The following is a 22,382-nucleotide window of genomic DNA, read 5'->3' as shown; positions in this document are numbered from 1 at the left end:
CATGGAATATTTTTATATACTTACTTAAAAAAATGCAGACATTTTGATAATACAAAATGTCTGCATGTATGAATGATTTAATAATGTAGATAGTAAAGATAAAGCAGCTTTTTTACAAATACCCGTTTATTCGAGATTTAGCTTCTGCGAGTATTTCAGCTCGCAAGCCTTCAATGCTTTCTTCACGTCGTGCGTTTTTCTCCTTGATAGCGGCAAGCTCTTTGCCTTCTGCAAACTCCATTGCTTCTTCAGCGGCTTCCATATTATTGATTGTTTTCTTTAGCCTATTTTTATTACTAGCAGAATCATTTGGACCTGGTTTGTGTATAGACATCATTTGTCCTCCTTCATTGTTTATAGTCTTTCTTGAGATATTGTTCCCAAAACCATAAAAAATATAGGAGGATTATATTTCTAACGTATACAAATAGTTTCGTTTTTCCATAGTAAAGATGAATTGATTATTAAAAGTTACTAAAGAGAACGATGTTATGGAAGATCACACACAAATGAGTTGGAAAGAAGATAATGTAATCTCTCAATTACACAATTCCGTGGATAATGTCACGTTGGCTGTAGGGCAAGCTTTAACTAATCCCACGGAACATTCCATTGAAAATGCCTAAAATATGATCGAATGTGCAGATCGTTCGGTTCATAATGGCTATCGAAAGTAGAGGGAACTTGGAGCCAATTACCACACTTCAAGAGCAGTTAAATGAAAGTAAAGAGAAACTTAACAAATTACATTAGACAGAAATGTAAGCTATTGCAGTTTATACAGTATGGAAAAAATGCAGATTTTTCATAGTTAAATGACTAACCTCCATTTTTTTGAAACTTATAAGGAAATTGTATGACAATGGCTTTTGCTATCATATCGGACATTGCTAAGGCTTCAGCTTGGATTTTATCAAACATCTCTATATCCTTGGGATAGTTTTTCTGGATCATATATACTGCTTCAAGTTTAGTTAATGCCAAGTGTTCATAGAACATTTTTCGAACTTCTTCTATTCCTAAATAAGGATTAATGCTACTTAAAAAAAGTGCAATATTATCTGCATTACGATACCATTCTTTCTCCTTTTCTGCTGCTTTTTTTGTGTCCCCATTTACAGCAGCCGTTACTAATTCGGCTGCAAGCACTAAATGTTCCATCATGAGTTCGGTATACCGATCTGCAATTTGATCACCGTAATAAGGTCGGATGGAATTCCCTAAATCAGGAGCATTTTTTAATAGACGTGCTTGAACAGATGGTAAGTTGGGTAAGTTGAATACGATACTTGTGATCGTCAACCTAGTCCAGTTGATATGCTCCATCCATAGAAGTCGATTCATACTAATAAAATCAAACTCAGCTTCGCTTATGCAAGGGTTAGGTAGTTGATTCGAAAAGTACATGGTGGGTACAGTATGATACGGATGCCAATTCCTAGGGAAAAAGTGAGTTGCAGGTTCTTGAGGATAAATAAAAAATCCATTTGAATAAGGATTCATTAAAAAAATCCACTCCCTTTATCTTTTATTTCTCTGCTGATCTACATTGAAAAGGTCTTATGCTAAGATACTCTCATTTAACCATTGAGGTGACTAATTCATTCCGAATCAGGATTAGCAAAGAACTTTTGAATAAGTAGCACTAGGTCGAAGGAGTGTAATTAAATGATTGTCATTGTTTTAAGGCTTGTGTTGTAGTTGGATTCCTTAATCTTTTCAGTTGCTTCTTCTATTAAATGCTGGACAAAAGATTCTTCATTAAAGTTTTCTGCGTCAATTTCAAACCTGTCCAACTTAATAGAAACAGGTGCATTAATATCCGATTCAACTTCTACTAAATCGGTGAATATCCAACCCCATCTTCGCTCTTCGAATAATGAACCTTTAATATGGACGATAGTAGGGGATACCATGGAAGATGGGACGGAATATTTATTTTCAATAGAAATAAACGTTTGATCATCATTTGCTGAAAACTCCATTTTGTCGTAACCAATCTCAAAGTCTTTCTTAAATTCTACTTTGTTCAAAAAAAAGCCCCCCAAACTGAATCTATAGTTAGTATATAGATGGAATGGAGAGATTATTACTAGTTAATTTAAAAGCTTCTATATTAGTTAAATCATTTTCAACAGTGCTTCTCTACCAGTCATACCTTTGGTAATTCCACGATCTTCGGCTTCATATGTGATTGATTCTAATGGTGCATCGAGAAGTTGGTCAATAGTTTTCACACCTACTGCTCTTCCTGCAATCACTTTACGGTCTTTCAATTTTTCATTGAGCAATGCAACATCTAGTGCACCACACATAATGTATCCATTGTCATTGGTAACGACGAGTAAATTTGTTTTCGGTAATTCAACAGAAATAGCTAAAAAGGTATAGCCTTCGATCGAGATAGGCTTCAAATTCATCATTTTATCCATCACCCCTTTCATTCACTACATATTTTATGTTAGTGGTAGAAAAAACGTGTTTAATGATGACAAAAATGAGAATAAGCGATACAGTGAAATTAGGTTAATAGTCCTTAATATAGGTACTTATTGGAGGTATTTATGACATTAGAACTTCATCAAATAATAGATATTAAAAATAAAGATTCTTTGTTTCGGAATGATGTTGGTCATGCAATTAATACGTATATTGGGAAGACTTCGGATATTGCTTATAGTTTATTTACGGTAAAATCGAAGAGTCTTTTTTGGGTGCGTTATACAAGTCAAGTAGGAAAGGATATTGTGGAGAAGTATACGGTATTAAATGGAGAGTTAGCGGTTGAATATGAAGGACGAAAGTTTGTAGTGAATGCTGGAGAATGTATTGATGCTTCTGAGTACTCCCAATTACTATCCTTTTATGTCGAAGATGAAATGGACATTTTAATAGAAATGACTACGGAAATATACGATGAAAATTTTAATGATACCGAAGTGATACAGCGTGATGCGAAAGAGATAGAAAAAGTAGATGGGTATACCTATTTACATAGCGCTAGGATTAAGGATTACTCTATTGAATTGTGGAAAAGATTGGGGCAACCTGTTGAGCGTTCCGGAATGTTACGATGGGGTGCTTACTTCCATGACATAGGGAAGTTGGCAGTTCCTTTAGAAATTCTCAATAAAGAAGAAAAACTTACCGCTGATGAATGGGAAATTATGAAGGCACATACGACTAAGGGTGCTGAAATGATACGGAATCATGAAATCGAGTGGTTGCGTGACTCTGCTTTTATAATAGAACAGCATCATGAACGATACGATGGAAAAGGATATCCGTTTGGTTTAAAGGGTGATGAAATTTCAATTGAAGCATCGATTGTTTCAGTTGTTGATTCTTTTGATGCCATGACGACTGATCGAGTTTATAGGAGGGCATTGACGATAGAACAGGCAGTAGAGGAACTTGGAAATGGACGGGGTACTCAGTTTCATCCGCATGTAGTGGATGAGTTTATAAAACTATTACAGGAAAAACAATTTAAATGGTAGTGAGATGGTAAAAGTAGATGTAATTGGCTAGCTCGAGGCATCTGCTATTCCTTTATTTTTTGGGGAGATAATTATTAGCTGAAAGTTTCTAATGGAATGGGGTTTCTTATTTTCTAAAAAGGGAAAGATAAGGAGAGTAACTCATTTTCTAAGAGGTGGTTGGTTTGAATAAGTTATTTGCCTTTCTTGTTTATGTAGGTGTCCCGTTAGTCCTCGCAGGTGCATTTTTTCGTTGGTCGGATATGTGGATGTTCTTTCTCTGCTGTGCAAGTATTATTGGGCTTTCTGGATATATAGGGAGGGCAACAGAAAGTCTTGCCATTGTAAGTGGACCAAGAATCGGTGGGTTGTTGAATGCCACTTTCGGAAATGCAGTTGAGCTAATTATTTCCATATTCACATTGAAGGCTGGGATGGTTGGTATTGTTCTAGCTTCGCTAACTGGTTCTGTTCTTGGAAATTTGCTGCTTGTACTTGGGCTTTCGTTTTTTGCGGGTGGAATCAAATTTAAACGTCAAAAATTTAGTGTTCATGATGCAAGATACAACTCAGGATTACTAATCTTTGCAATCATTGTAGCATTCGTTATTCCGGAAATTTTTTCGATGACGATGAATCCTCAGAAGACATTATACTTAAGTCTTGGTATTTCAACCGTTTTGATTGCCTTGTATCTTGCTGGATTATTTTTTAAACTTGTCACTCATCGTGGTGTATTTGCCTCCTCTGATCAACCTGAAATCGAAGCAGAGGTGCCTGAGTGGACGAAAGGTAAATCAATTTGGATACTTTTACTGGCAACTTCAGTTGTTGCATTTGTGTCAGAACAGTTAGTTCATACATTTGAAATGCTCGGTGATAAATTTGGTTGGACGGAGCTATTTATCGGTGTCATTATTGTCGCAATCGTCGGAAATGCTGCAGAGCATGTCTCTGCTATTACGATGGCAGTCAAAAATAAAATGGACATTTCTGTGGAGATTGCAGTTGGTTCGACGCTGCAAATAGCTATGTTTGTAACGCCGATACTTGTTATTTTGTCTCTTTTCATGTCAGAACCAATGGTACTCGTTTTTACACTGCCTGAATTGGTTGCGATGATTACGGCGGCACTTCTTGTTATTAATCTTTCGAACGATGGCGAATCGAATTGGTTTGAAGGATTAACTCTTTTCGCAGCGTATTTAATTATGGGATTAGGTTTTTTTCTTCTTTGATACGTTTCGTTTAATAAAGAAGGCTAGCATTCGAAAGATGAATGCTGGCTTTTTCATTTGTTCAAAAGAACTTGGATTTTGGTTATATATTTTAGGGATGATAAGATAGTCAATAGAGGTGTATTAGTGGAATACCCTGCAATCTTACATTCGTTACTACGGAGGAATGCATAATGCAACCAAAGAATCCTATCCAATTAAATGAAAGAATCCACTTAATCGATTGCTATGACCTAGGTATGGTTGAACGGACAGGAACATATGTTATTCAGGAAGAAGACATTATAATAGTAGAAACTGGTCCGAGTCCATCTGTGAAGTATGCGAAAGAAGGACTGGAAGCACTAGGAGTTTCGTTAGATCAAGTGAAATACATAATCGTGACACATATACATCTAGATCATGCAGGAGGAGCGGTCTTCTTATAAAAGAATGTCCAAATGCGAAAGTAGTTGTACATCCAAAAGGAGCAAGGCATCAAGCAAATCCTGAAAGATTAGTAGCTGGTGCAAAAGCGGTGTATGGAGAAAGGTTTTCCGAGTTATTTGAACCAATTGTTCCTATCCTATAGGATCGATTACTCATTAAAAATGAGGGGGATACTTTGAAAATAGGACCAACATGCGCATTAGAGTTTTTAGATACCCCAGGACATGCAAAGCATCATTTTAGTATTTATGATCCAATTAGTAATGGCATGTTTACGGGCGGCACAGTTGGAGTACGCTATGAACAATTGATCAGTAATGAAGTTCATTTATTGTTGCCTTCTACTTTACCAAACCAATTTGACCCAGAAGCAATGCAAAGTCCGATTGAGCGTATGAAAGAAATAGAGTTGGATTTCATTTGCTTTGGACATTACGGTATGACTGATAATCCGAATGAAGCACTTCGACAAGTAGCTAACTGGTTAGATATTTTCGTAATGGAAGCGAGAAGTGTCTATGCCGAAAGAAAAGGGCAGGATGAGTTAGTTCAGCGATTACTAGGCGCAGTTAGAAAGCATCTTAGAAAAAAATATCTCAGATAATCATCCAATATATGAAGTAATTGAATTAGACATAGAAGTTAGTGCAATGGGAATGATGGATTATTTAAAGAAATAATAGGATGCTTATTCGGGATTAGGAAGAATGGAGAGGAGACACGGGATGGAGCTATTTTTAATCATACTTATGTTACTTGGAATTATAGGGCTCTCCAATTTTATCAATCACTTTGTACCATACATACCGGTGCCGCTTATTCAAATAGGACTGGGTATTTTACTTGCGTGGTTACCATTAGGAATTCACGTACCTATGGAGCCAGAATTGTTTTTTGTTTTATTTATTGCTCCATTACTATTTCATGATGGGAAAAACGTTTCGAGGCATGCGCTATGGAAACTACGAAAACCTATATTATTCCTTGCTCTTGGCCTTGTATTTATTACTGTATTTGCTGTAGGTTACTTAATTCATTGGCTTATACCGTCCGTGCCTCTATCTGCCGCTTTTGCTTTAGCAGCGATTCTTTCTCCGACAGATGTTGTTGCTGTGGGAGCTATTTCTAGCCGAGTGAAGATGCCGAAGACGATTATGCATGTCCTTGAAGGGGAAGGGCTTATGAACGATGCCTCTGGTTTAGTTGCATTTAAGTTTGCGGTAGCTGAAACTGTAACAGGAGTTTTTTCATTGGCAGAAGCAAGCTGGAGCTTTCTAGTTATTGCTATTGGTGGATTTGTAGGTGGTGCAGTTCTTGCTTATATTATTATTCGATTGAAGATATTTATTCGACGACTTGGCATGGAAGATGTAACACTTCATATGCTTATTCAGATTTTAACTCCATTCGTAATTTTTTACATAGTGGAGCATTTTCATCTTTCCGGAATTTTATCAGTAGTAGCAGCAGGAATTGTTCATGCTATTTATCGAGATCGCGAACAATCTCCCTCGATGCAGTTACAGGTCGTTTCTAAAAGTACATGGTCTGTACTAATTTATATTTTGAATGGCTTAGTGTTTGTATTGTTAGGGCTCCAAATTCCAAGCGTCATGAGTGAAATTTTTGAAAGTCCAATGTTTAATAATTATGAAGTAACTAAGTTCATACTAATTATTACAGCTGCACTTTTAATTCTTCGCTTCGTTTGGATTTATGCGGTTTGGTGGAGTGGCTGGTTGCTTAAAAAGCTGCAACTTCCGAAGCCAACTTTGAGATTTATTAGTATTACGACAATATCAGGAGTAAGAGGTGCAGTTACATTAGCTGGAGCTTTTACTATTCCATATTTTTTAGCGAATGGAAATCCATTTCCTGAACGATCGTTAATCATCTTTATTGCTGCAGGGGTTATCCTAGTTACATTAGTATTAGCGAGTATTCTGTTGCCGTTACTTGCAGAATCAGAAAAAGGAAATACGGAAGGGCTAAAAGAGGAAATGGAAAGAATTGCTTTAGTACGATCGATTGATGCTGCGATTGGTTCCATACGTGAACTGATGAATGATGACAACCGAGAAGCAGCGGTGTCTGTCATTACGTCCTATAATCAAATCCGAAATCGATTGCATCAACTGAGTGAGATAGACACGAGTCGTTTGAAATTATTAGAAATGAACATTAGGATAAATGCACTTGATGAGGAAGGCAGTTATATAAGGAAACTGAAAGACGCTGGACAGGTCGACCGTGATATTATTTATTTATTGGAAGAACATATTCATCGTATGAAAGTGGCGGTAACAAATCGAATGCAATATAGGGGTTTGTTCATTTGGACTATAGCAAAAAGAAGTGTGCACAATCTTTTCCATCTTTTTTCACCTAAAAACCAGAAACGAATCAAAAATATACGCACAAAAAATAAAAAGATAATTCAACTGAAAATTGAGATGGCAGAAGTAGCTATACAGTATTTGAAGGATCAAATGACCCCAGAGAATGAAGAGATTTGTTTGCTGATCATTGGTGAATATAATGAAATGATTATGAAGTTCAAAATTTCAGATAAAAGTAGAGGTAAAGCAAATTATTCTCAACTACAAAGAGAATTACAGGACAAGGCTTTTCAAGTAGAACGTGATGAAATACAAAGCTTATTTGAAAGTGGAGAAATTACATTAGAAGTAACGCGGAAAATTCGTAAGCAGATTAATATCAGAGAAGCCTATTGGATGGAAGAAAATAGTGTTCATTCTCATTCATAAACACAGGATTAAAGGTACCGCCTTCTTAGTTTTTAGAAGTCGGTACCTTTAGCTTTTAGTATTTAAACTGAGATAGTAATTCTTTTAATTCATCTGCCATAAAGGAAAGTGCTTGAGCAGAGGAGGAGATTTCTTCCATAGACGCTAATTGTTCTTCGGCAGAAGCAGCTACTTCCTCCGATGTTGCCGCATTTCCTTGGGCTATAATAGCTATATCATTTGCAGAAACGGTAGTTTCTTGAATAGCTGCCGACACTTGTTGTGCAGTGGCAGAAACTTCTTCCATTTGAGGAGTAATTGCTTTCATGCTTTGGACGATTAGATTAAATTTATCAATTGCCTCATTTGAAATTTCTACTCCAGATTGTACATCGTTCGTTACTTGTTCCATGATTTGGACGGAGCTTTCTGTATCTTCTTGAATTCCAATAACAATTTCATGAATTTCTTTAGCAGATTGTTGCGATTGCTCGGCTAGTTTTCTTACTTCATCAGCAACGACTGCAAATCCTTTGCCATGCTCTCCAGCTCTAGCAGCTTCTATAGCTGCGTTTAAAGCAAGTAGATTTGTTTGCTCTGCTATTCCTGTAATAACATTTAAAATAGAACGTACTTCTTTTGAGCGTTCCGACAAAGAGTTTATTTTCGTGTTAGATTCAATAACAGAAGCGTGGATCGACGTCATTTGGTTCACGGTATTTGTAACTGCTTGTCCGCCTATCTCTGCTTGCGTAGTCGTTTCATATGTTAGCTCTGATACTTTTAAAGAATGTTCCGCAATTCGAGATACACCTTTCGATACTTCGGCCAAAGATTGAGCATTTGTATCAACAGCATCTGTTTGTTTTTCTGCACTTCTAGCTACTTCTTGAATTGAAGTCGCTACCATCTCTGTAGCGCTGCTTGTTTGCTCTGCGCTTGCAGATAATTGTTCAGAAGAAGAAGCTACTAATTCTGCATTCTGTTCTACTTTTTGGATTAAATTCCGCAGATTTTGCTGCATATCGTTGAATGCTTGACCTAAATGTCCGATTTCATCGTCAGACTGTATAGTAATCTGCTGTGTCAAATCGCCATTACTAATCGTAATTGCTTTTTCCTGTAGCATTTTAATCGGTTGAATAATAGACTTGATGATGAAGAAAATGGCCGCACTACCTATAAGAAATGCAACTAAGATAACAATAATCGTTTTTTGTAAAATAGGAGCAGCAGCTTCATTGATTTCAGAAACAAATACATTTGCTCCTATTTTCCAACCGGTTAATTCATTTGTTATAAAATCCATTATTTTATCTTGTCCATCTATGGAATATCCAAATTCTCCATTGCTTTGCTTATACATTTTATCGTAGAAACCATCTGCTGCACTTCCGATTTCAGCAGTAGGGTGGGCTAGAAAGTTCTTTTGTCCATCCAGAAGAAGAGCATAGCCTGTATCTCCGATTTTTACTTGGTTTACAAGTTGTTGAATATGATTTAAGGCAATATCAATAGCAATAACGCCAGATCCGTCTTTAGTCGTTTGAGAAATAGTTACAACGATATTTTTTGTGGATGCGGAAACGTACGGATCAGAAATAATTGCTTTTCCTTTTTGAGCAATCGCATCTTTGTACCAGTCTCTTTCTCTCGGATCATATCCGTCTGGTAGAGGTGCTGCCGGTTCTAATATGAATAATCCGGTGTTTGTACCTAAATAAACGGCTTCTGATTCCGGATGTAGTAAGCTGTATTGAACAAATTGTTTTCGTACGTCAGGGCTACTCTCGCTCATATACTGACTCGATGTTACTTTTTCCGCTAAAATGTTAACGTCGTACATTTTAGTCGTGATCGTGTTGTCGATGGTAGAACTTAACAAGTTAATGTTTTGCTCAATTCCAGAAATTATTTCCGTACTAACAGCCTCTTTGGCGGTTGTATAAGAAAGAGTTCCAATAATTATCGATGGAATGATTAACATTAATGAAAAAGATGATATTAGTTTTCCTTTTAAACTTTTGAATAGCATAAATCTTTTCTTCATGTAGAAACCCCCCATTTCTAATTGTAAGTAAAAGTAAAACGGTCCAATTTAATTAAAAAATTATCCTAAAATAAGCATCTTTGTACCTATAATATGAATAATGATTATTTTACATTTAATTTGATTAATATGACATAGGTATTTTGTGTCTATTTTGTGAAAAGTCGCGTGTAGGTAACTTGCAAGTGAAGTCGAGTATTATATATGATAGTTCGGATATTGTTCTAAGTCATGGTTATTTTATGGGAATAAAAAATTTTTAAGACCTAAATCCGAATAATGTGTTGTGAAAATGATAAATAGTATGTATAATCTTGAATTATAAATGAGATTGGTGGTGACTCTAATCAATTCATTAGACGTTAATGAAACGAAGAAAAAAATTTCACATATCTACAATGATGTGTCGAAGGAACTTTTTGGATTTGGTACTTCGTTATTAAAGGTGACGATGGAGAATAATGTGATTACGTTTCAAGCCAAACATCGACGTGCTCCTAGATCTACTGCTTTAGAGGGTGAAGTTCCTAGCTTAAAGCTGGAGGTCGATTTTCATATGTCTCTTTTGTTTAAAAAGAAGTTGAAGCAAAAATTAGAAGAAGAAATGAGTTGGCAAATTGAAGCTGTGCTGAGAGATTATGATTCTCCTACGCAACTGGCATTTACCAATATTGTTATAAAAGAGTAGCTTTTGGATTTTTTTCGGATCTATCTGGAGGAACGCCAAAAAATATAACCATCGGGATGCATTTATCTTTGTTTACAAAGAAAAGATGATCTTAGGTAGACATGTATGGTCTATTTGAGATTGTCTTTTTTTCATTTTTTAGCACAAACTAATTTTAAAAATGGAGGTTTTATTAATGAAAAAAGTTATGAAGAGTTTTTTAGTACTATCTATATTAATGTTAGTTCTTGCAGCTTGTTCTTCGAAAGAAGAGACGAAAGGAAATAAGAAAGCGGAACTGATCGTTTCAACTTGGGGATTCTCGGAGGACTTCTTCCGTGCCAATATTTATGAGCCTTTTGAAAAAGAGCATAATGTTAAAATCGTTTTGGATACAGGAAACAATGCAGATCGTTTAAATAAAGTTCGTCAAGGTAATACGGATGTAGATATCATTTTCTTGTCTGATTACTACGCACAACAAGGTGTTACAGAAGATTTGTTTGAAAAACTTGATAGTAGCAAAATACCGAACCTAGAGAAAATATATGATGTAGCAAAAGCTCCAGTCGGTGAAGGATACGGACCTGCTTATACAATTGCTCAGTTCGGAATTGCTTATAATGCGGATGAAGTGAAACAACCCATTACTTCATGGGAAAACTTATGGGATAAAGATTTGAAAAACAAAATTACAATTCCGAGCATCACATCTACGACAGGACCTATGTTTTTAGATGCTGCTTCTAAAATTACTGGAATTAAAGAATTTGATGAGGATAAAGCATTTAATGAGATGAAAAAAGTAATGCCAAATGTAGTGAAAGAATATGGACAAACTTCTGAATTCGTTAATATGTTCTCGCAAGGCGAAATAGTAGCTGGACCAATTATGGGTATGTACTTCGCAAGTTTACAAGAAGCGGTGCCGAATGCAAAATTTGTTACGCCATCTGAAGGTGGATATGCAGTAATGAATACGGTAAACGTTGTAAAAGATAGTGATCAAAAAGATCTAGCACAAGAATTCGTTAACTATATGTTGAGTAAAGAAGTACAAGAAAAATCCGCAAAAGAGAAAGTGGATTCTCCAGTTAATACGGAAGTTGTTTTAACGGAGGAAGAAGCAGTAAATATGACTTATGGTGAAGAACTTATTAAAAGCTTAAATACACTAGATATGAAGTATGTAAATGAACAATCAAAAACTTGGATTGACCGATGGAATAGAGAATTAGTTCAGTAAGAAAAGCGTAAGCGCCTATGTCAGCCCCGGTAGGCACGTTCTTCTTCGACGAGTATCCGCAGGAGCAAAATGGGGAAAAGCGAGGAGGTAGCTTTCCAGCCACCGTAGATTTTTCACATTTGACCCGAGGGGCTGGGCGCTGAAGCTAGACAACTACTAAGTATGAAAGCTTATACTTTCTAATTAGCTAAAGAAGAGGTGTTCGATTATGAAGCAAAAAATGATTCTTGATGTGGATACTGGACTGGATGATGCGATTGGCATCATCCTTGCTGTAAAAAGTCGCCAGTTTGATATTCTTGGCATCACGACAGTAAATGGAAATGTGTCTCTTGAAACAGCAACACGCAACACATGCAAAATTTTGGATTTGCTAGATGAGCAACATATCCCAGTAATTAAAGGAATGAATACGCCATTTGTTCGGGAAACTTATTTTGAACATGCGGTGCACGGTGAGGATGGATTAGGTGGGGCATTGAAAGATGTTGAACCTAAAAAGAAGCCAGATGAAGGATTCGCTCCTGATTTTATTATTCATTCTGTTTTGGGATTCCCTGGGGAAGTAACTTTAGTTATGACTGGTCCATTAACGAACTTAGCGATTGCTATTAAGAAATGTCCTGAAATGGTGAAGCATGTGAAGGAAGTTATTTTTATGGGTGGCGTTGTTAAAGGTCCAGGAAATGTTACTCCAACCGCTGAATATAACGTATATGTTGATCCAGAAGCAGCAAAAGTCGTATTAAAAGCTGGTTTTGAATCAATTATCCAAGTTGGATTGGATGTAACGAGAAATGTTCTTTTAAAAGATGAGCATATAGAAGCGTTGGAGAATGAAACGCTTGCTTCCTACATAAATGAAAGTACAGCAGATTATCGTAAAAAATACTTCGAGCGCAATCGTGTATCTGGTTGTGCTATGCATGATCCATTGGCAGTAGGAGTTGCAATACAAAAAAGTCTTGTGAAGACAGAGCGCTATTTTGTAGATGTTGAAACAAAAAGTGAACTTTGTGATGGACAGTTAGTTTGTGATTTTCAGAACAGACTGCAACAACCTGCTAATTTAGATGTGTGTGTCGATGTGGATGAAAAAGCATTCTTTGACCTGTTTATTCGCATTATCAACTCATAAATTCAACGAACAGGGGGTTTATTATGAAAAAAGGGTATGTTTATTTACTCCTTTTACCGGGTGTTCTGTTTTTAACGGTATTTATGCTTGTTCCTATTTTTATGACAATGGGAACTACATTTTTTACAGAAGACGGGTTTACGGTACAAGGCTATTTACAATTTTTTAGTGATCCTTATTTTATGGGGATTTTACTTACGACACTTCGAGTGAGTATCATTACAACGATTATTTGTATTATATTAGGATTCCCAGCTGCTTATTTTGTTTCTAAAGTTGGGCCTCGCAAAAAAGCGCTTCTTCTTTTATTAACAATTTTCCCGCTATTAACAAGTCCGGTTGTACGCTCTTTTAGCTGGATGATTATTCTAGGTAAAAATGGTGTGCTGAATAATGTGTTAACTGGTATCGGCATAATCAATGAGCCTATTTCCATTTTGTACACACCAACTGCTATTATTATTGGACTTGTTCACTTATTCCTCCCACTAATTATTATTACACTCGTTGGGGTAATGGAAAATATCGAACCTGATTTGTTAACAGCTGCGGAAAGCTTAGGTGCTTCTAAAATAGGAGTGTTTACCAAAGTGGTTATTCCTCTTTGTGTTCCAGGTCTTGTTATCGGAAGTATTCTAGTGTTTGTAGGAAGTTTTACCGCGTATACAACGCCAGCCCTTCTTGGGGGCAAGCAGCGAGTAATATCGACCTTCTTGTATCAAAATGCGATTACGTTAAATGAATGGCAAGTGGCGTCTATTGTTGCGGTTATTATGATTGTTGTTACGGTTGTCATAATTTCGCTTATGAATTTATTAGCAAGAAAATTAAATCCGAAGGGGTAGAGGTGTATGCAGGATAAAAATAGAGGACTGGCCCTGTTTACATTCCTAGTATTTTTGTTTTTACTGGGGCCTTTGCTTATCATATCAATCACATCATTTGAAGGTGGCAATATATTAAAGTTTCCACCAGAGGAATTTTCATTTAGATGGTACGAAAATATATTTAAAGTAAAAATGTTTTTCATCACGTTTAAGACTTCCATTTTTGTATCACTTGCAGGGAATTTGCTTGCACTATTGCTTGGTATACCAGCAGCTTATGCGTTAAGTAGATATGAGTTTAGAGGGAAGGCCATTTTGAATTTAATATTCGTTTCCCCGATTTTAATTCCTGGGATTGTTCTAGGTTTTGCTTTACTGCGTTATGTTGTAGTTGCTTACGAGTTTTCGATTTATACAAGTTTATTCATAGGTCATACAATTATTATGCTTCCATTTGTTGTTCGAGTTATTTCGTCGAGTTTGGCGAACTTTGACTTTTCAATCGAGGAAGCGGCTCAAAGTTTGGGGCAAAGTAAGGTCGGGGCATTTTTCAAGGTTGTTCTTCCAAATATTAAATCAGGAATCATTGCAGCTGTTATGATCGCATTTTTGGAGTCTTTCAATAATGTTGATATTTCCGTGTTTATGACTGGTCCTGGCGTAAGTACATTACCGATTCAAATGCTGACGTATGTGGAAAATTATTTTGATCCAACGATTGCAGCGATTTCCGTTTTACTGATGATTATTACAGCAATCTTTATGTTTGCGGTTGAACGGTTAATGGGTCTGTCTTACTTTACAAAACGATAATGGAGGGCGATGAGTGATGTCTTTATTCACTTTAGAAAATATAGCAGTTTCTTATAATAAACAGCATGTATTAAAAGATTTTAATTTGGAAATTGAAAAAGGGAAGTTAGTTTCTCTTCTTGGACCAAGTGGTTGCGGGAAAACGACAACGCTTCGTTTAATTGCTGGTTTTTTGCAGTCAGATGAAGGAAAGTTTTTATTCCAAGAGAAAGATTATACGAAAGTTCCGGTAAACAAACGAAACTTTGGTTTTGTATTTCAAAACTATGCTTTGTTTCCACATTTAACGATATTCGATAATGTTGCTTTTGGACTGAAGTTGCGAAAAGTTGGGAAAGCCGATATTGAAAGACGTGTCATGAATGTCCTTGATATCGTGAATCTACAAGGCTTTGAGAAAAGATATCCAAAAGAGCTATCTGGTGGTCAAAAGCAGCGTGTAGCAATTGCACGTGCGCTTGTTATTGAACCGGATCTTCTATTATTTGATGAACCCCTTAGTAACTTGGATGCAAATTTAAGAGAAAGTATGCGCGTAGAAATTCGTCGTATACAGCAAGAGCTTGGGATTACAACGGTTTATGTATCGCATGACCAGGAAGAATGTTTTTCTATTTCCGATCAAGTTGCAATTATGAACAAAGGTGTTATCGAGCAATTAAGTGATCCAGCGACGATTTATAAATATCCTTCAACGAAATTTGTAGCTGATTTTATAGGATTTAAAAACTTTATCGATTTTGACACAGTAGAAGTAAAAGGCAATCAAATTGAAATGAAAAAAGGCGATTATGCATTTGTTATTCAAAAGGATGAACAAATGAAAAATACGACAGGGAAAACTGGAGCGATTCGTCCAGATAACTTGAAGATACGTGCAAAAGATTCTGTTGATACATTGCCTCAAAATGGTCTTTTTGGACGTGTGAATGTAACAACTTTCCTTGGTAGAAGTTATCAATACGTTGTTGGAACGGAAATTGGTGATTTTGTAGTCAATCAAGAAATGGCTCAGCCACTAAGTATGGGCCAAGAAGTAATACTAGAATTCCCAAAAAATGAAATGGTGTTAGTCGATTAAGTGAGGAGATGCTTGCGTGAAAATTGATTTACTTATTAAAGATGTACACGTATATAACAGCGCTTTTAAAAAGTTTATTAAAGGTAATGTAGCTGTAGTAGATGAGAAGTTTTTATATATTGGTGAGCGTGGACTTGAGACGTTTGAAACAGTGCAAATAGTTGAAGGGAAAGGGAAGTATATGATTCCTGGACTTATTGACATTCATTTGCATATCGAAAGCACGATGGTGACACCTTCTACATTTTCATATGGTTTGATAAAAAATGGCGTAACGACTATTGTTCCGGAACCTCATGAGATGGCGAATGTATTTGGTTTAGTAGGCGTTCAAGAAATGATTAAGGCGAGTAAAAATTGTGTCGCTGATATGTTCTATGCAATTCCAAGCTCTGTTCCTGCAACATCAATGGAGACTACTGGTGGATCTATTGAAATAGAAGATATGGATGAGCTGCTGCGAACGGAAAACATTGCGTGTCTTGGTGAAATCATGAACTTTTACGATGTTATTTCGAAACCAGACAGTAAAACCAACCATATTCTTTCTCATATTCGCAAACAATATCCAGATCTTATTATCGAAGGACATGTACCGAAGCTTCTAGATTTAGAGTTGCAACGAATCATTTTTGCAGGTGTAGATTCTGATCACACGCATCAAACAGTAGAAGGCATGGCACAACGAATTGCCGCTGGAATGTTTGTTGAAATTCAAGAAAAATCGATGACGCGTGAAGTAATGGATTACTTGAACGAAATGCAAGTAGACGAGCATTTCTGCTTTATTACCGATGACATCATGACGGATGATTTCCGGGAAAGAGGTCAGTTGAATAATATTTTGAAAAAGGCAATTGGTATGGGAATGTCTGCGGAAAAGGCAATTTACGCATGCACCTATACTCCAGCAAAAAGGATGAAGCTATATGATCGTGGTTCAATTGCTCCAGGTAAAATAGCTGATTTCCTTCTTGTGTCGGATGTGGAAAGTTTGTCGATTGATTGTGTTTATAAAAACGGTAAGCTTGTTTTTGATGCTTCACAGGAGTATGAACAGCAAGTAACTGGTCGTCAATTTCCTGCTTCATTCTATGAAAGTGTAAAACTGGAACAGTTAGAGGCATCTGACTTTGATGTGAAAGTCAAAGCGGAAGATGGTTCACATACGTTTCGTGTGATGAAGGTCCAGAATGGATCAACGTTTACGGAAGAACTTCATGAAGAGCTACAAGTTAAAAGTAATAAGCCTCTTTGGGAAGAAAGCCCACATGCTATGATCGCTACTTTCGAGCGTTATGGAAAGAACTGCAATCGTTCACATGGTCTTATTACAGGAGATATATTAAAAAAAGGTGCTGTAGCTACGACTTATTCACATGATAACCACAATCTTCTTGTTGTTGGTCGCAATAAACAAGATATGCTCATTGCTGCAAATGAAGTAATTAAAGGCCAAGGTGGAATGTGTTGTGTTGTAGATGGTGAAATTCTCTCTATAGTACCACTTCCTGTTGGGGGCATTCTATCAGAAGCGCCGCTTGAAATTATTGCGGATGAAGTAGAACACTTTACAAAAAATCTTAAATCCTTAGGTTATGATCATTATAACGTTATCATGTCGTTAAGTACACTTTCCTTGCCGGTTAGTCCAGCTTTAAAAATAACGGATCAAGGCTTGATTCAGGTGAACGAAGGTAAAATAGTACCGTTTATAGTTGAATAGAAAATAGTCGCTTCAGTATTTATTACTGAGGCGGCTATTTTTTTGAAACTATTTCCATTACAGTCCGTATTCTAAAAAAAGGGGGCTATTTATTATCATGTGGACACAATTACAAGAAAGACAAGCGACTTTAAAGTTTGAAATAAATAAAAGAGACAAAGAGCTTAGAAAACAAAAGGTATTAGAGGAACAATTAGAAACTGTCTTGGATAAAAAGAGAAGATATTTAAAAGAATTAAAAGCAGAGCAAAAAGATGTTAATAGTTTAGATCACTTTTCTATTATAAATATGATTCGAACGTGGACAGGAAAACAAGATGAGGTTCGAGAAAAAGAATTATTAGAGCTTGCTACTGTAGAAGCGAAGTTTCGTGAAGTGGAAAAAATGTTAGCTGACTTAGAAAGTGACGTCCGAGACAATGAAACAGAATTGCAAAAGTTGGATTGGCAATTACTTGATCTTCAATGGGAGCAGCTTATAAAGGAAAAAGAGCAATGGATCTTTCAGAATAACGAAGAAGAGGGAAGGAAATTAGAGCAACTCTATGAAGAAAAAACGATAGTTGTGACGAGTATCCGAGAAGTAGAAGAGGCACTTGTAGCAGGAAAAAAAGCGAAAATGGCGTTAAAGAAAGCATTGAAATCACTTGATAATGCGGAAGGATATTCAACATGGGACACATTTTTGGGCGGGGGTTTATTAGCTACGGCACTTAAACATAGTGAACTAAATGAATCGGAAAATGCAATTCATGAGGCGCAGTTAGCGCTACAAAGATTTCAAACGGAGCTATTGGATGTGCAACAGATACAGGCTACTAATTTGATGGTAGAAAGAGATACTTTTGTCACGTTTGCAGATTATGTATTTGACGATATTTTTTCTGCATGGTCGATACATTCTAAAATACATGCTTCCGTCGATCGTATTGAACGTACCGTAAGTGAACTAAGTAAAATTTGTAATCAGTTAGAAGAAATGAAGAACGAGAGTGAAGCGAAACGGGGAAAAGTGGAAAGTGATATTGAACAAATATTAGAGCGATAAGCGCAAGTTATAACTGGATTTTTAACAGCAGCCACTAGGTATTGGTACTATTATCATTTTATCAATTTTTCGTTTATAGATAGAATTATTCATGAGATGATTTTTTTTTTAGCGTACAATGGAGTAAATATGCCCTAAAAATAAATTGTACTTATTTTTCTTTGATGAAGGTGGGGAAGTTTTATGAAAATATTAGTAGTTGATGATTCCGTATTCTCACAAAAAACAACGATTAAAATATTGAAAACAATCTATCCAGATGCTGAGTATGTAACTGCAAATGATGGTATTGAAGGAATAAAAGCATTTGAAGCTATTCAACCAAATCTTGTATTCATGGATTTATTGATGCCGAATATGAACGGGCAAGATACAATCGTGCATATTATTAGTAATTATCCAGATGCAAAAATTATTGTACTTTCTGCCGATGTACAATCAACAGTTCGGGAAGAAGTTTTGAGTGCAGGAGCATTGCAGTTTATAAATAAACCAATAAATTCCGACAAACTCAAGGAGATTGAATTGTTGATGGAGAGGTGATGTAAATGCTTACGGCCACACAAGAAGACATAATGAAAGAGTTATATAATGTATTTGTTGGAGAAGCTGCTAACTTATTATCAGAAATTCTTCAAAAAAGAATTTATTTATCTGTTCCAGAAGTGAAATTACTTTCTTTAAATGGATTAAATGTAATTGAACAAGCAAATCTTGATCCCATACTAAACGGAACAATATTATCTACTTCTTTGAAGTTTGGTAATATTTTTTCGGGTAGCGCAGAATTTGTATTTCCAACAGAACAGATTAAATACGTTACTGCTCTTTGTCTAGGGGAAGAATACACGTTGGAAGTCCAAGAGTCATCATTTGATGATGAAGATTTTGATGTGGTAAAAGAAATAGGCAATATTATATTAAATTCGATCATGGGTGGTATGGGTAATATACTTGAAATGAAGTTAGAGTATGATGTGCCACAAGTGATTTTACACGGTGCAGAAGAATATGGAAAAACCTTTTTTGATTCAAATGAAAGTCACTTATTGTTACTCTATGTAAATTTTAGTATTGATGAATCGAAAGTAATCGGATTAATCTTGATCAAGTTTACATTGGAGTCTGTAGAGTTTTTATTGCAGAAAGTTGATGAGATAAGTAGGGGTGTAAATGAATAATTTATATTTGTCGATTGTCAATCAACTAGACAATGGTGTTATTTTATTGGATGATCAATTAAAAATTTTTATGTGGAATGATTGGCTTGCCCGATATACAGGTAAATCGGAGGAAGATGTAAAGGGTTTACGAATAACGGAGGTAATTCCACGTTTAGATAAGAATATTTATGCGTATATGTTCAGTAAAGCTATCTTGAATGGACAGAGAAGTTTTTGCTCAGCGGCAATGCACCAATACTTCGTCGAGTATAGCTACAAAGATGTAAAACCGCCAAGACAAAACATGGGAATACGTCATTTGGAATTCGAGAACAAAATATATTTAATGATTGAAATACATGATGTGGCGAATCATTATGAACGAATTCAAAAACTGAACAAATCTTTGCAGGACTCAATCGAATTTACGAAAAGGTTGAAAAGGTTTGCTTATTATGACAACTTAACAAACATACCAAATCGTAAATTTGTTACAGATCGTTTGGAAGGCTTAATTGAAAAAAAAGAAGCCGTATTTTCATTGCTATTTTTGGACTTGAATGGGTTCAAAGATGTGAACGATCAATATGGACATGTTCAAGGAGATCAGCTACTCCAAATGTTTGCGGAGCGTTTTAATCGGCTTGTGCGAAAGCAAGACGTTTTTGCACGTCTTGGTGGGGACGAGTTCGTACTACTAGTAGAAAATATTAACTCTGTAGACGAAATCGAACAACATATTTTGGGTATAAATAATTTGATGCAAGAGCCATTCGAAGTTGATGATAAATTTGTTTCAGTCACAGCTAGTATTGGTTATGCATGTTTTCCACATGATGGTATAACTTCTAAACAGTTGCTAAATACGGCAGATCGTAGAATGTATATGGATAAGAAGAATGCAAAGTTATAATAGATGAACCCACTTTTTTAGAGAAAGTGGGTTTTGTATTGTGTATAGGAAAAACTATTTTTTAGTTGGAAAACTATTTTAAACGATAAATGCTCGGTTTTTTACTACACAATAAGAAGAATCTCTTTCTACAAACTTGTTTCTTCGGTTACTCGTCGCATAAGAGATTGCAAGGAGGTGCGGCCACTTCCGAGAAGCTAAAAGATTTTAACCATTTATCGTGTAGCTCAATATGGATTTTGGAAGCGAGCTGGAAACTGCGTAGTTAAGAAATTTCCGCTTGGCTTTTCTTATTTTTGTATAATTATTTCAAGTGTCTTTATTTTATTTTGAATGTTCGGAATATTTATTTTATTTATTGAGTATTTATTTTATTTAATGTACAATTCCTATATGAAATAAAGCTACCTTAGTTATGGTTTATGGAATATCAGAAGAAACATTTCTGTAATTAATAAAAAAGTCTGAGGAAGAGGATGGTCAATTGAACGTTATTGATTTGCATTGCGACGTATTAATGAAGCTTTATGAATCACGTGGAAAGCTTAAGTTTAAAGATGCTAAAGAGCTTGAGGCTAATAAGGAAAGGTTAAAAAAAGGAAGAGTTAAAGTTCAAGCTTTTGCAATTTTTGTTTATCCGAGTATAAAAGATGATCAAAAATTTCAAGTAGCACTTGATCAAATTCATTATTTTTACACAGATGTTCTAGGAAATAATCCAGATATGAAACTAATAAAAGAGTGGTCTGATATTGAAAGCTTAAAAGAGGATGAGATTGGTGCTTTGCTAACGCTTGAGGGAGTAGATGCTATCGGCAATGATTTGCACAAAATCTCTATTTTGCACCAGTTGGGTGTTCGCTCTGTAGGTCTGACATGGAATAACGCCAATTTAGCAGCTGATGGAGCTGGGGAAAGGCGAGGTGCGGGTCTAACCTCATTTGGGCAAGAAGTAGTAGCATTTAATAATGAACATAAGATGTTAACGGATGTTTCCCATTTATGTGAAAGAGCATTTTGGGATGTGATAGAAGTTGCGAAATATCCAGTAGCAAGTCATTCTAACTCTAGATTTATCATGGATCATGTAAGAAACTTATCGGATGAGCAAGCAAAAGCGATGTTTGAAAAGGACGCGATGGTTCATATGGTATATTGTCCAGAGTTCGTGAAAGGTAATGAGAATGTCACGCTTGGTCACTTAATAGAACATATTGATCATTTTTGCTCGTTAGGTGGGGAGAAAAATATCGGTCTCGGCTCTGATTTTGATGGAATTGAAGCTAAAATTATTAATTTGGAAGATGCTTCTATGCAGCAAAATCTACTAAACGAACTATTAAAAAGTTATTCGGAAGATCAAGTGAAGGGCTTTGCGTATAACAACTTTGTAAGTCACCTTCCAAAGTAATATATGGTTGTTGAAATGAGTAAACTAATAACACATAGTAGAATGCCAATCTGAAAGAGTGGTTTTCTGGATGGAAAGTTCTTTTGATAGTTGATTCTTTCGTGTGTACGTTTTTCGCTTTCTAGTATGATTTGTTCTTTTTTATTTATTCGTCCAAAAAAGTAGGTAAAACTATTAATGAATGTAACAAAAAATTCTACCTCTACCAAAACCATGATTGCAGTGATTACTAAAAGTAAAAGGCCGACTAAAAAAAGTGTATCTAGCCAGCTATTGAAGTTCCAAGATTGATGAAGGAAGAAAGATAGTAAAAATGAACCTAATAATGAAGTTAGTAATAGTATATTTCTAGATTTCATGAAGTGTTTTCCCTTCTGTTTTTATTCTTTAAGACTATTATATCACG

Annotated in this window: 21 protein-coding genes and 1 pseudogene; 16 read left to right on the top strand and 6 right to left on the bottom strand. The window is 35.8% G+C overall.

All coding sequences use genetic code 11. The annotated features are described in order from the left end of the window. Positions 1-112: 112 nt before the first annotated feature. From RUH95_RS16445 to RUH95_RS16430, 4 genes are all read right to left on the bottom strand, one after another. Entirely contained in the window at positions 113-334 is a 222-nt protein-coding gene (locus RUH95_RS16445; protein WP_313893983.1) for a small, acid-soluble spore protein tlp, read from the bottom strand. A gap of 485 nt (positions 335-819) precedes the next feature. After that, positions 820-1,503: a hypothetical protein gene (locus RUH95_RS16440; protein ID WP_313893982.1), complete on the bottom strand. Its 684-nt coding sequence runs from the start codon at positions 1,501-1,503 to the stop codon at positions 820-822. A 161-nt stretch (positions 1,504-1,664) separates the two neighbouring features. Then, positions 1,665-2,033 carry a hypothetical protein gene (locus RUH95_RS16435; RefSeq protein WP_313893981.1) on the bottom strand — a complete coding sequence of 123 codons (369 nt, stop codon included), beginning with the start codon at positions 2,031-2,033 and terminating at the stop codon, positions 1,665-1,667. Between the two features lie 87 nt (positions 2,034-2,120). After that, complete coding sequence (locus RUH95_RS16430; protein WP_313893980.1) at positions 2,121-2,423, bottom strand: YunC family protein; 303 nt, start codon at positions 2,421-2,423, stop codon at positions 2,121-2,123. 141 nt (positions 2,424-2,564) lie between these two features. Between RUH95_RS16430 and RUH95_RS16425 the strand changes: the two genes are divergently transcribed. The 4 genes and pseudogenes from RUH95_RS16425 (at position 2,565) to RUH95_RS16410 (ending at position 7,914) form a co-directional block, all read left to right on the top strand. Beyond that, complete coding sequence (locus RUH95_RS16425; RefSeq protein WP_313893979.1) at positions 2,565-3,500, top strand: HD-GYP domain-containing protein; 936 nt, start codon at positions 2,565-2,567, stop codon at positions 3,498-3,500. A 164-nt stretch (positions 3,501-3,664) separates the two neighbouring features. Continuing rightward, positions 3,665-4,717, top strand: a complete 1,053-nt coding sequence (gene cax, locus RUH95_RS16420; protein WP_313893978.1) for a calcium/proton exchanger — start codon at positions 3,665-3,667, stop codon at positions 4,715-4,717. 173 nt (positions 4,718-4,890) lie between these two features. Further along, positions 4,891-5,826, top strand: a pseudogene (locus RUH95_RS16415) (MBL fold metallo-hydrolase). 45 nt (positions 5,827-5,871) lie between these two features. Beyond that, positions 5,872-7,914 carry a Na+/H+ antiporter gene (locus RUH95_RS16410; protein ID WP_313893977.1) on the top strand — a complete coding sequence of 681 codons (2,043 nt, stop codon included), beginning with the start codon at positions 5,872-5,874 and terminating at the stop codon, positions 7,912-7,914. A gap of 55 nt (positions 7,915-7,969) precedes the next feature. On the opposite strand, the gene RUH95_RS16405 is transcribed toward RUH95_RS16410, so the two are convergent. Further along, complete coding sequence (locus RUH95_RS16405; protein ID WP_313893976.1) at positions 7,970-9,943, bottom strand: methyl-accepting chemotaxis protein; 1,974 nt, start codon at positions 9,941-9,943, stop codon at positions 7,970-7,972. 346 nt (positions 9,944-10,289) lie between these two features. On the opposite strand from RUH95_RS16405, the gene RUH95_RS16400 reads away from it, so the two are divergent. The 12 genes from RUH95_RS16400 to RUH95_RS16345 all read left to right on the top strand — a co-directional run bounded on the left by RUH95_RS16400 (position 10,290) and on the right by RUH95_RS16345 (position 21,976). Beyond that, positions 10,290-10,631 (top strand): DUF2294 domain-containing protein, encoded by a 342-nt coding sequence (locus RUH95_RS16400; protein WP_313894018.1) that lies wholly within the window; start codon positions 10,290-10,292, stop codon positions 10,629-10,631. Between the two features lie 175 nt (positions 10,632-10,806). Beyond that, positions 10,807-11,856 carry an ABC transporter substrate-binding protein gene (locus tag RUH95_RS16395; RefSeq protein WP_313893975.1) on the top strand — a complete coding sequence of 350 codons (1,050 nt, stop codon included), beginning with the start codon at positions 10,807-10,809 and terminating at the stop codon, positions 11,854-11,856. 208 nt (positions 11,857-12,064) lie between these two features. Further along, a complete protein-coding gene (locus tag RUH95_RS16390) occupies positions 12,065-12,994 on the top strand; it encodes a nucleoside hydrolase (RefSeq protein WP_313893974.1) in 930 nt (309 codons plus the stop codon). Between the two features lie 23 nt (positions 12,995-13,017). Then, on the top strand, positions 13,018-13,839 hold the full coding sequence (locus tag RUH95_RS16385; RefSeq protein ID WP_313893973.1) for an ABC transporter permease: 822 nt from the start codon (positions 13,018-13,020) through the stop codon (positions 13,837-13,839). A 6-nt stretch (positions 13,840-13,845) separates the two neighbouring features. After that, a complete protein-coding gene (locus tag RUH95_RS16380) occupies positions 13,846-14,634 on the top strand; it encodes an ABC transporter permease (protein ID WP_313893972.1) in 789 nt (262 codons plus the stop codon). Positions 14,635-14,650: 16 nt separating this feature from the next. After that, positions 14,651-15,715, top strand: coding sequence for an ABC transporter ATP-binding protein (locus RUH95_RS16375; RefSeq protein ID WP_313894017.1), 1,065 nt, complete (start codon positions 14,651-14,653; stop codon positions 15,713-15,715). 16 nt (positions 15,716-15,731) lie between these two features. After that, complete coding sequence (locus tag RUH95_RS16370) at positions 15,732-17,441, top strand: adenine deaminase C-terminal domain-containing protein (RefSeq protein WP_313893971.1); 1,710 nt, start codon at positions 15,732-15,734, stop codon at positions 17,439-17,441. 97 nt (positions 17,442-17,538) lie between these two features. Further along, positions 17,539-18,489, top strand: coding sequence for a hypothetical protein (locus RUH95_RS16365; RefSeq protein ID WP_313893970.1), 951 nt, complete (start codon positions 17,539-17,541; stop codon positions 18,487-18,489). 183 nt (positions 18,490-18,672) lie between these two features. Continuing rightward, entirely contained in the window at positions 18,673-19,032 is a 360-nt protein-coding gene (locus RUH95_RS16360; RefSeq protein ID WP_313893969.1) for a response regulator, read from the top strand. 5 nt (positions 19,033-19,037) lie between these two features. Then, entirely contained in the window at positions 19,038-19,670 is a 633-nt protein-coding gene (locus RUH95_RS16355; RefSeq protein WP_313893968.1) for a chemotaxis protein CheC, read from the top strand. Then, the gene (locus RUH95_RS16350) at positions 19,663-20,565 is read left to right on the top strand and encodes a diguanylate cyclase domain-containing protein (protein ID WP_313893967.1); all 903 of its coding nucleotides are present in this window, start codon (positions 19,663-19,665) and stop codon (positions 20,563-20,565) included. The genes RUH95_RS16355 and RUH95_RS16350 overlap by 8 nt, the downstream gene beginning before the upstream one ends. 484 nt (positions 20,566-21,049) lie before the next feature. Further along, positions 21,050-21,976, top strand: coding sequence for a dipeptidase (locus RUH95_RS16345; RefSeq protein WP_313893966.1), 927 nt, complete (start codon positions 21,050-21,052; stop codon positions 21,974-21,976). Here RUH95_RS16345 and RUH95_RS16340 read toward each other — a convergent pair. Beyond that, positions 21,961-22,335, bottom strand: coding sequence for a DUF3899 domain-containing protein (locus tag RUH95_RS16340; RefSeq protein ID WP_313893965.1), 375 nt, complete (start codon positions 22,333-22,335; stop codon positions 21,961-21,963). The two genes, RUH95_RS16345 and RUH95_RS16340, sit on opposite strands and share 16 nt — an antisense overlap. Positions 22,336-22,382: the final 47 nt, after the last annotated feature.

Source organism: Psychrobacillus sp., from assembly GCF_032154225.1.
Taxonomy (GTDB): Bacteria; Bacillota; Bacilli; order Bacillales_A; family Planococcaceae; genus Psychrobacillus.
The sequence above is the reverse complement of the archived record's forward strand: the minus strand, read 5'-3'. Positions and strand labels throughout refer to the sequence as shown.

Coding starts and splice junctions, on each gene's coding strand:
- RUH95_RS16425 (WP_313893979.1), top strand. CDS start 2,565: ATGACATTAGAACTTCATCAAATAATAGATATTAAAAATAAAGATTCT.
- RUH95_RS16410 (WP_313893977.1), top strand. CDS start 5,872: ATGGAGCTATTTTTAATCATACTTATGTTACTTGGAATTATAGGGCTC.
- RUH95_RS16390 (WP_313893974.1), top strand. CDS start 12,065: ATGAAGCAAAAAATGATTCTTGATGTGGATACTGGACTGGATGATGCG.
- RUH95_RS16395 (WP_313893975.1), top strand. CDS start 10,807: ATGAAAAAAGTTATGAAGAGTTTTTTAGTACTATCTATATTAATGTTA.
- RUH95_RS16445 (WP_313893983.1), bottom strand. CDS start 334: ATGTCTATACACAAACCAGGTCCAAATGATTCTGCTAGTAATAAAAAT.
- RUH95_RS16405 (WP_313893976.1), bottom strand. CDS start 9,943: ATGAAGAAAAGATTTATGCTATTCAAAAGTTTAAAAGGAAAACTAATA.
- RUH95_RS16365 (WP_313893970.1), top strand. CDS start 17,539: ATGTGGACACAATTACAAGAAAGACAAGCGACTTTAAAGTTTGAAATA.
- RUH95_RS16430 (WP_313893980.1), bottom strand. CDS start 2,423: ATGATGAATTTGAAGCCTATCTCGATCGAAGGCTATACCTTTTTAGCT.
- RUH95_RS16360 (WP_313893969.1), top strand. CDS start 18,673: ATGAAAATATTAGTAGTTGATGATTCCGTATTCTCACAAAAAACAACG.
- RUH95_RS16375 (WP_313894017.1), top strand. CDS start 14,651: ATGTCTTTATTCACTTTAGAAAATATAGCAGTTTCTTATAATAAACAG.
- RUH95_RS16350 (WP_313893967.1), top strand. CDS start 19,663: ATGAATAATTTATATTTGTCGATTGTCAATCAACTAGACAATGGTGTT.
- RUH95_RS16440 (WP_313893982.1), bottom strand. CDS start 1,503: ATGAATCCTTATTCAAATGGATTTTTTATTTATCCTCAAGAACCTGCA.
- RUH95_RS16380 (WP_313893972.1), top strand. CDS start 13,846: ATGCAGGATAAAAATAGAGGACTGGCCCTGTTTACATTCCTAGTATTT.
- RUH95_RS16355 (WP_313893968.1), top strand. CDS start 19,038: ATGCTTACGGCCACACAAGAAGACATAATGAAAGAGTTATATAATGTA.
- RUH95_RS16385 (WP_313893973.1), top strand. CDS start 13,018: ATGAAAAAAGGGTATGTTTATTTACTCCTTTTACCGGGTGTTCTGTTT.
- RUH95_RS16340 (WP_313893965.1), bottom strand. CDS start 22,335: ATGAAATCTAGAAATATACTATTACTAACTTCATTATTAGGTTCATTT.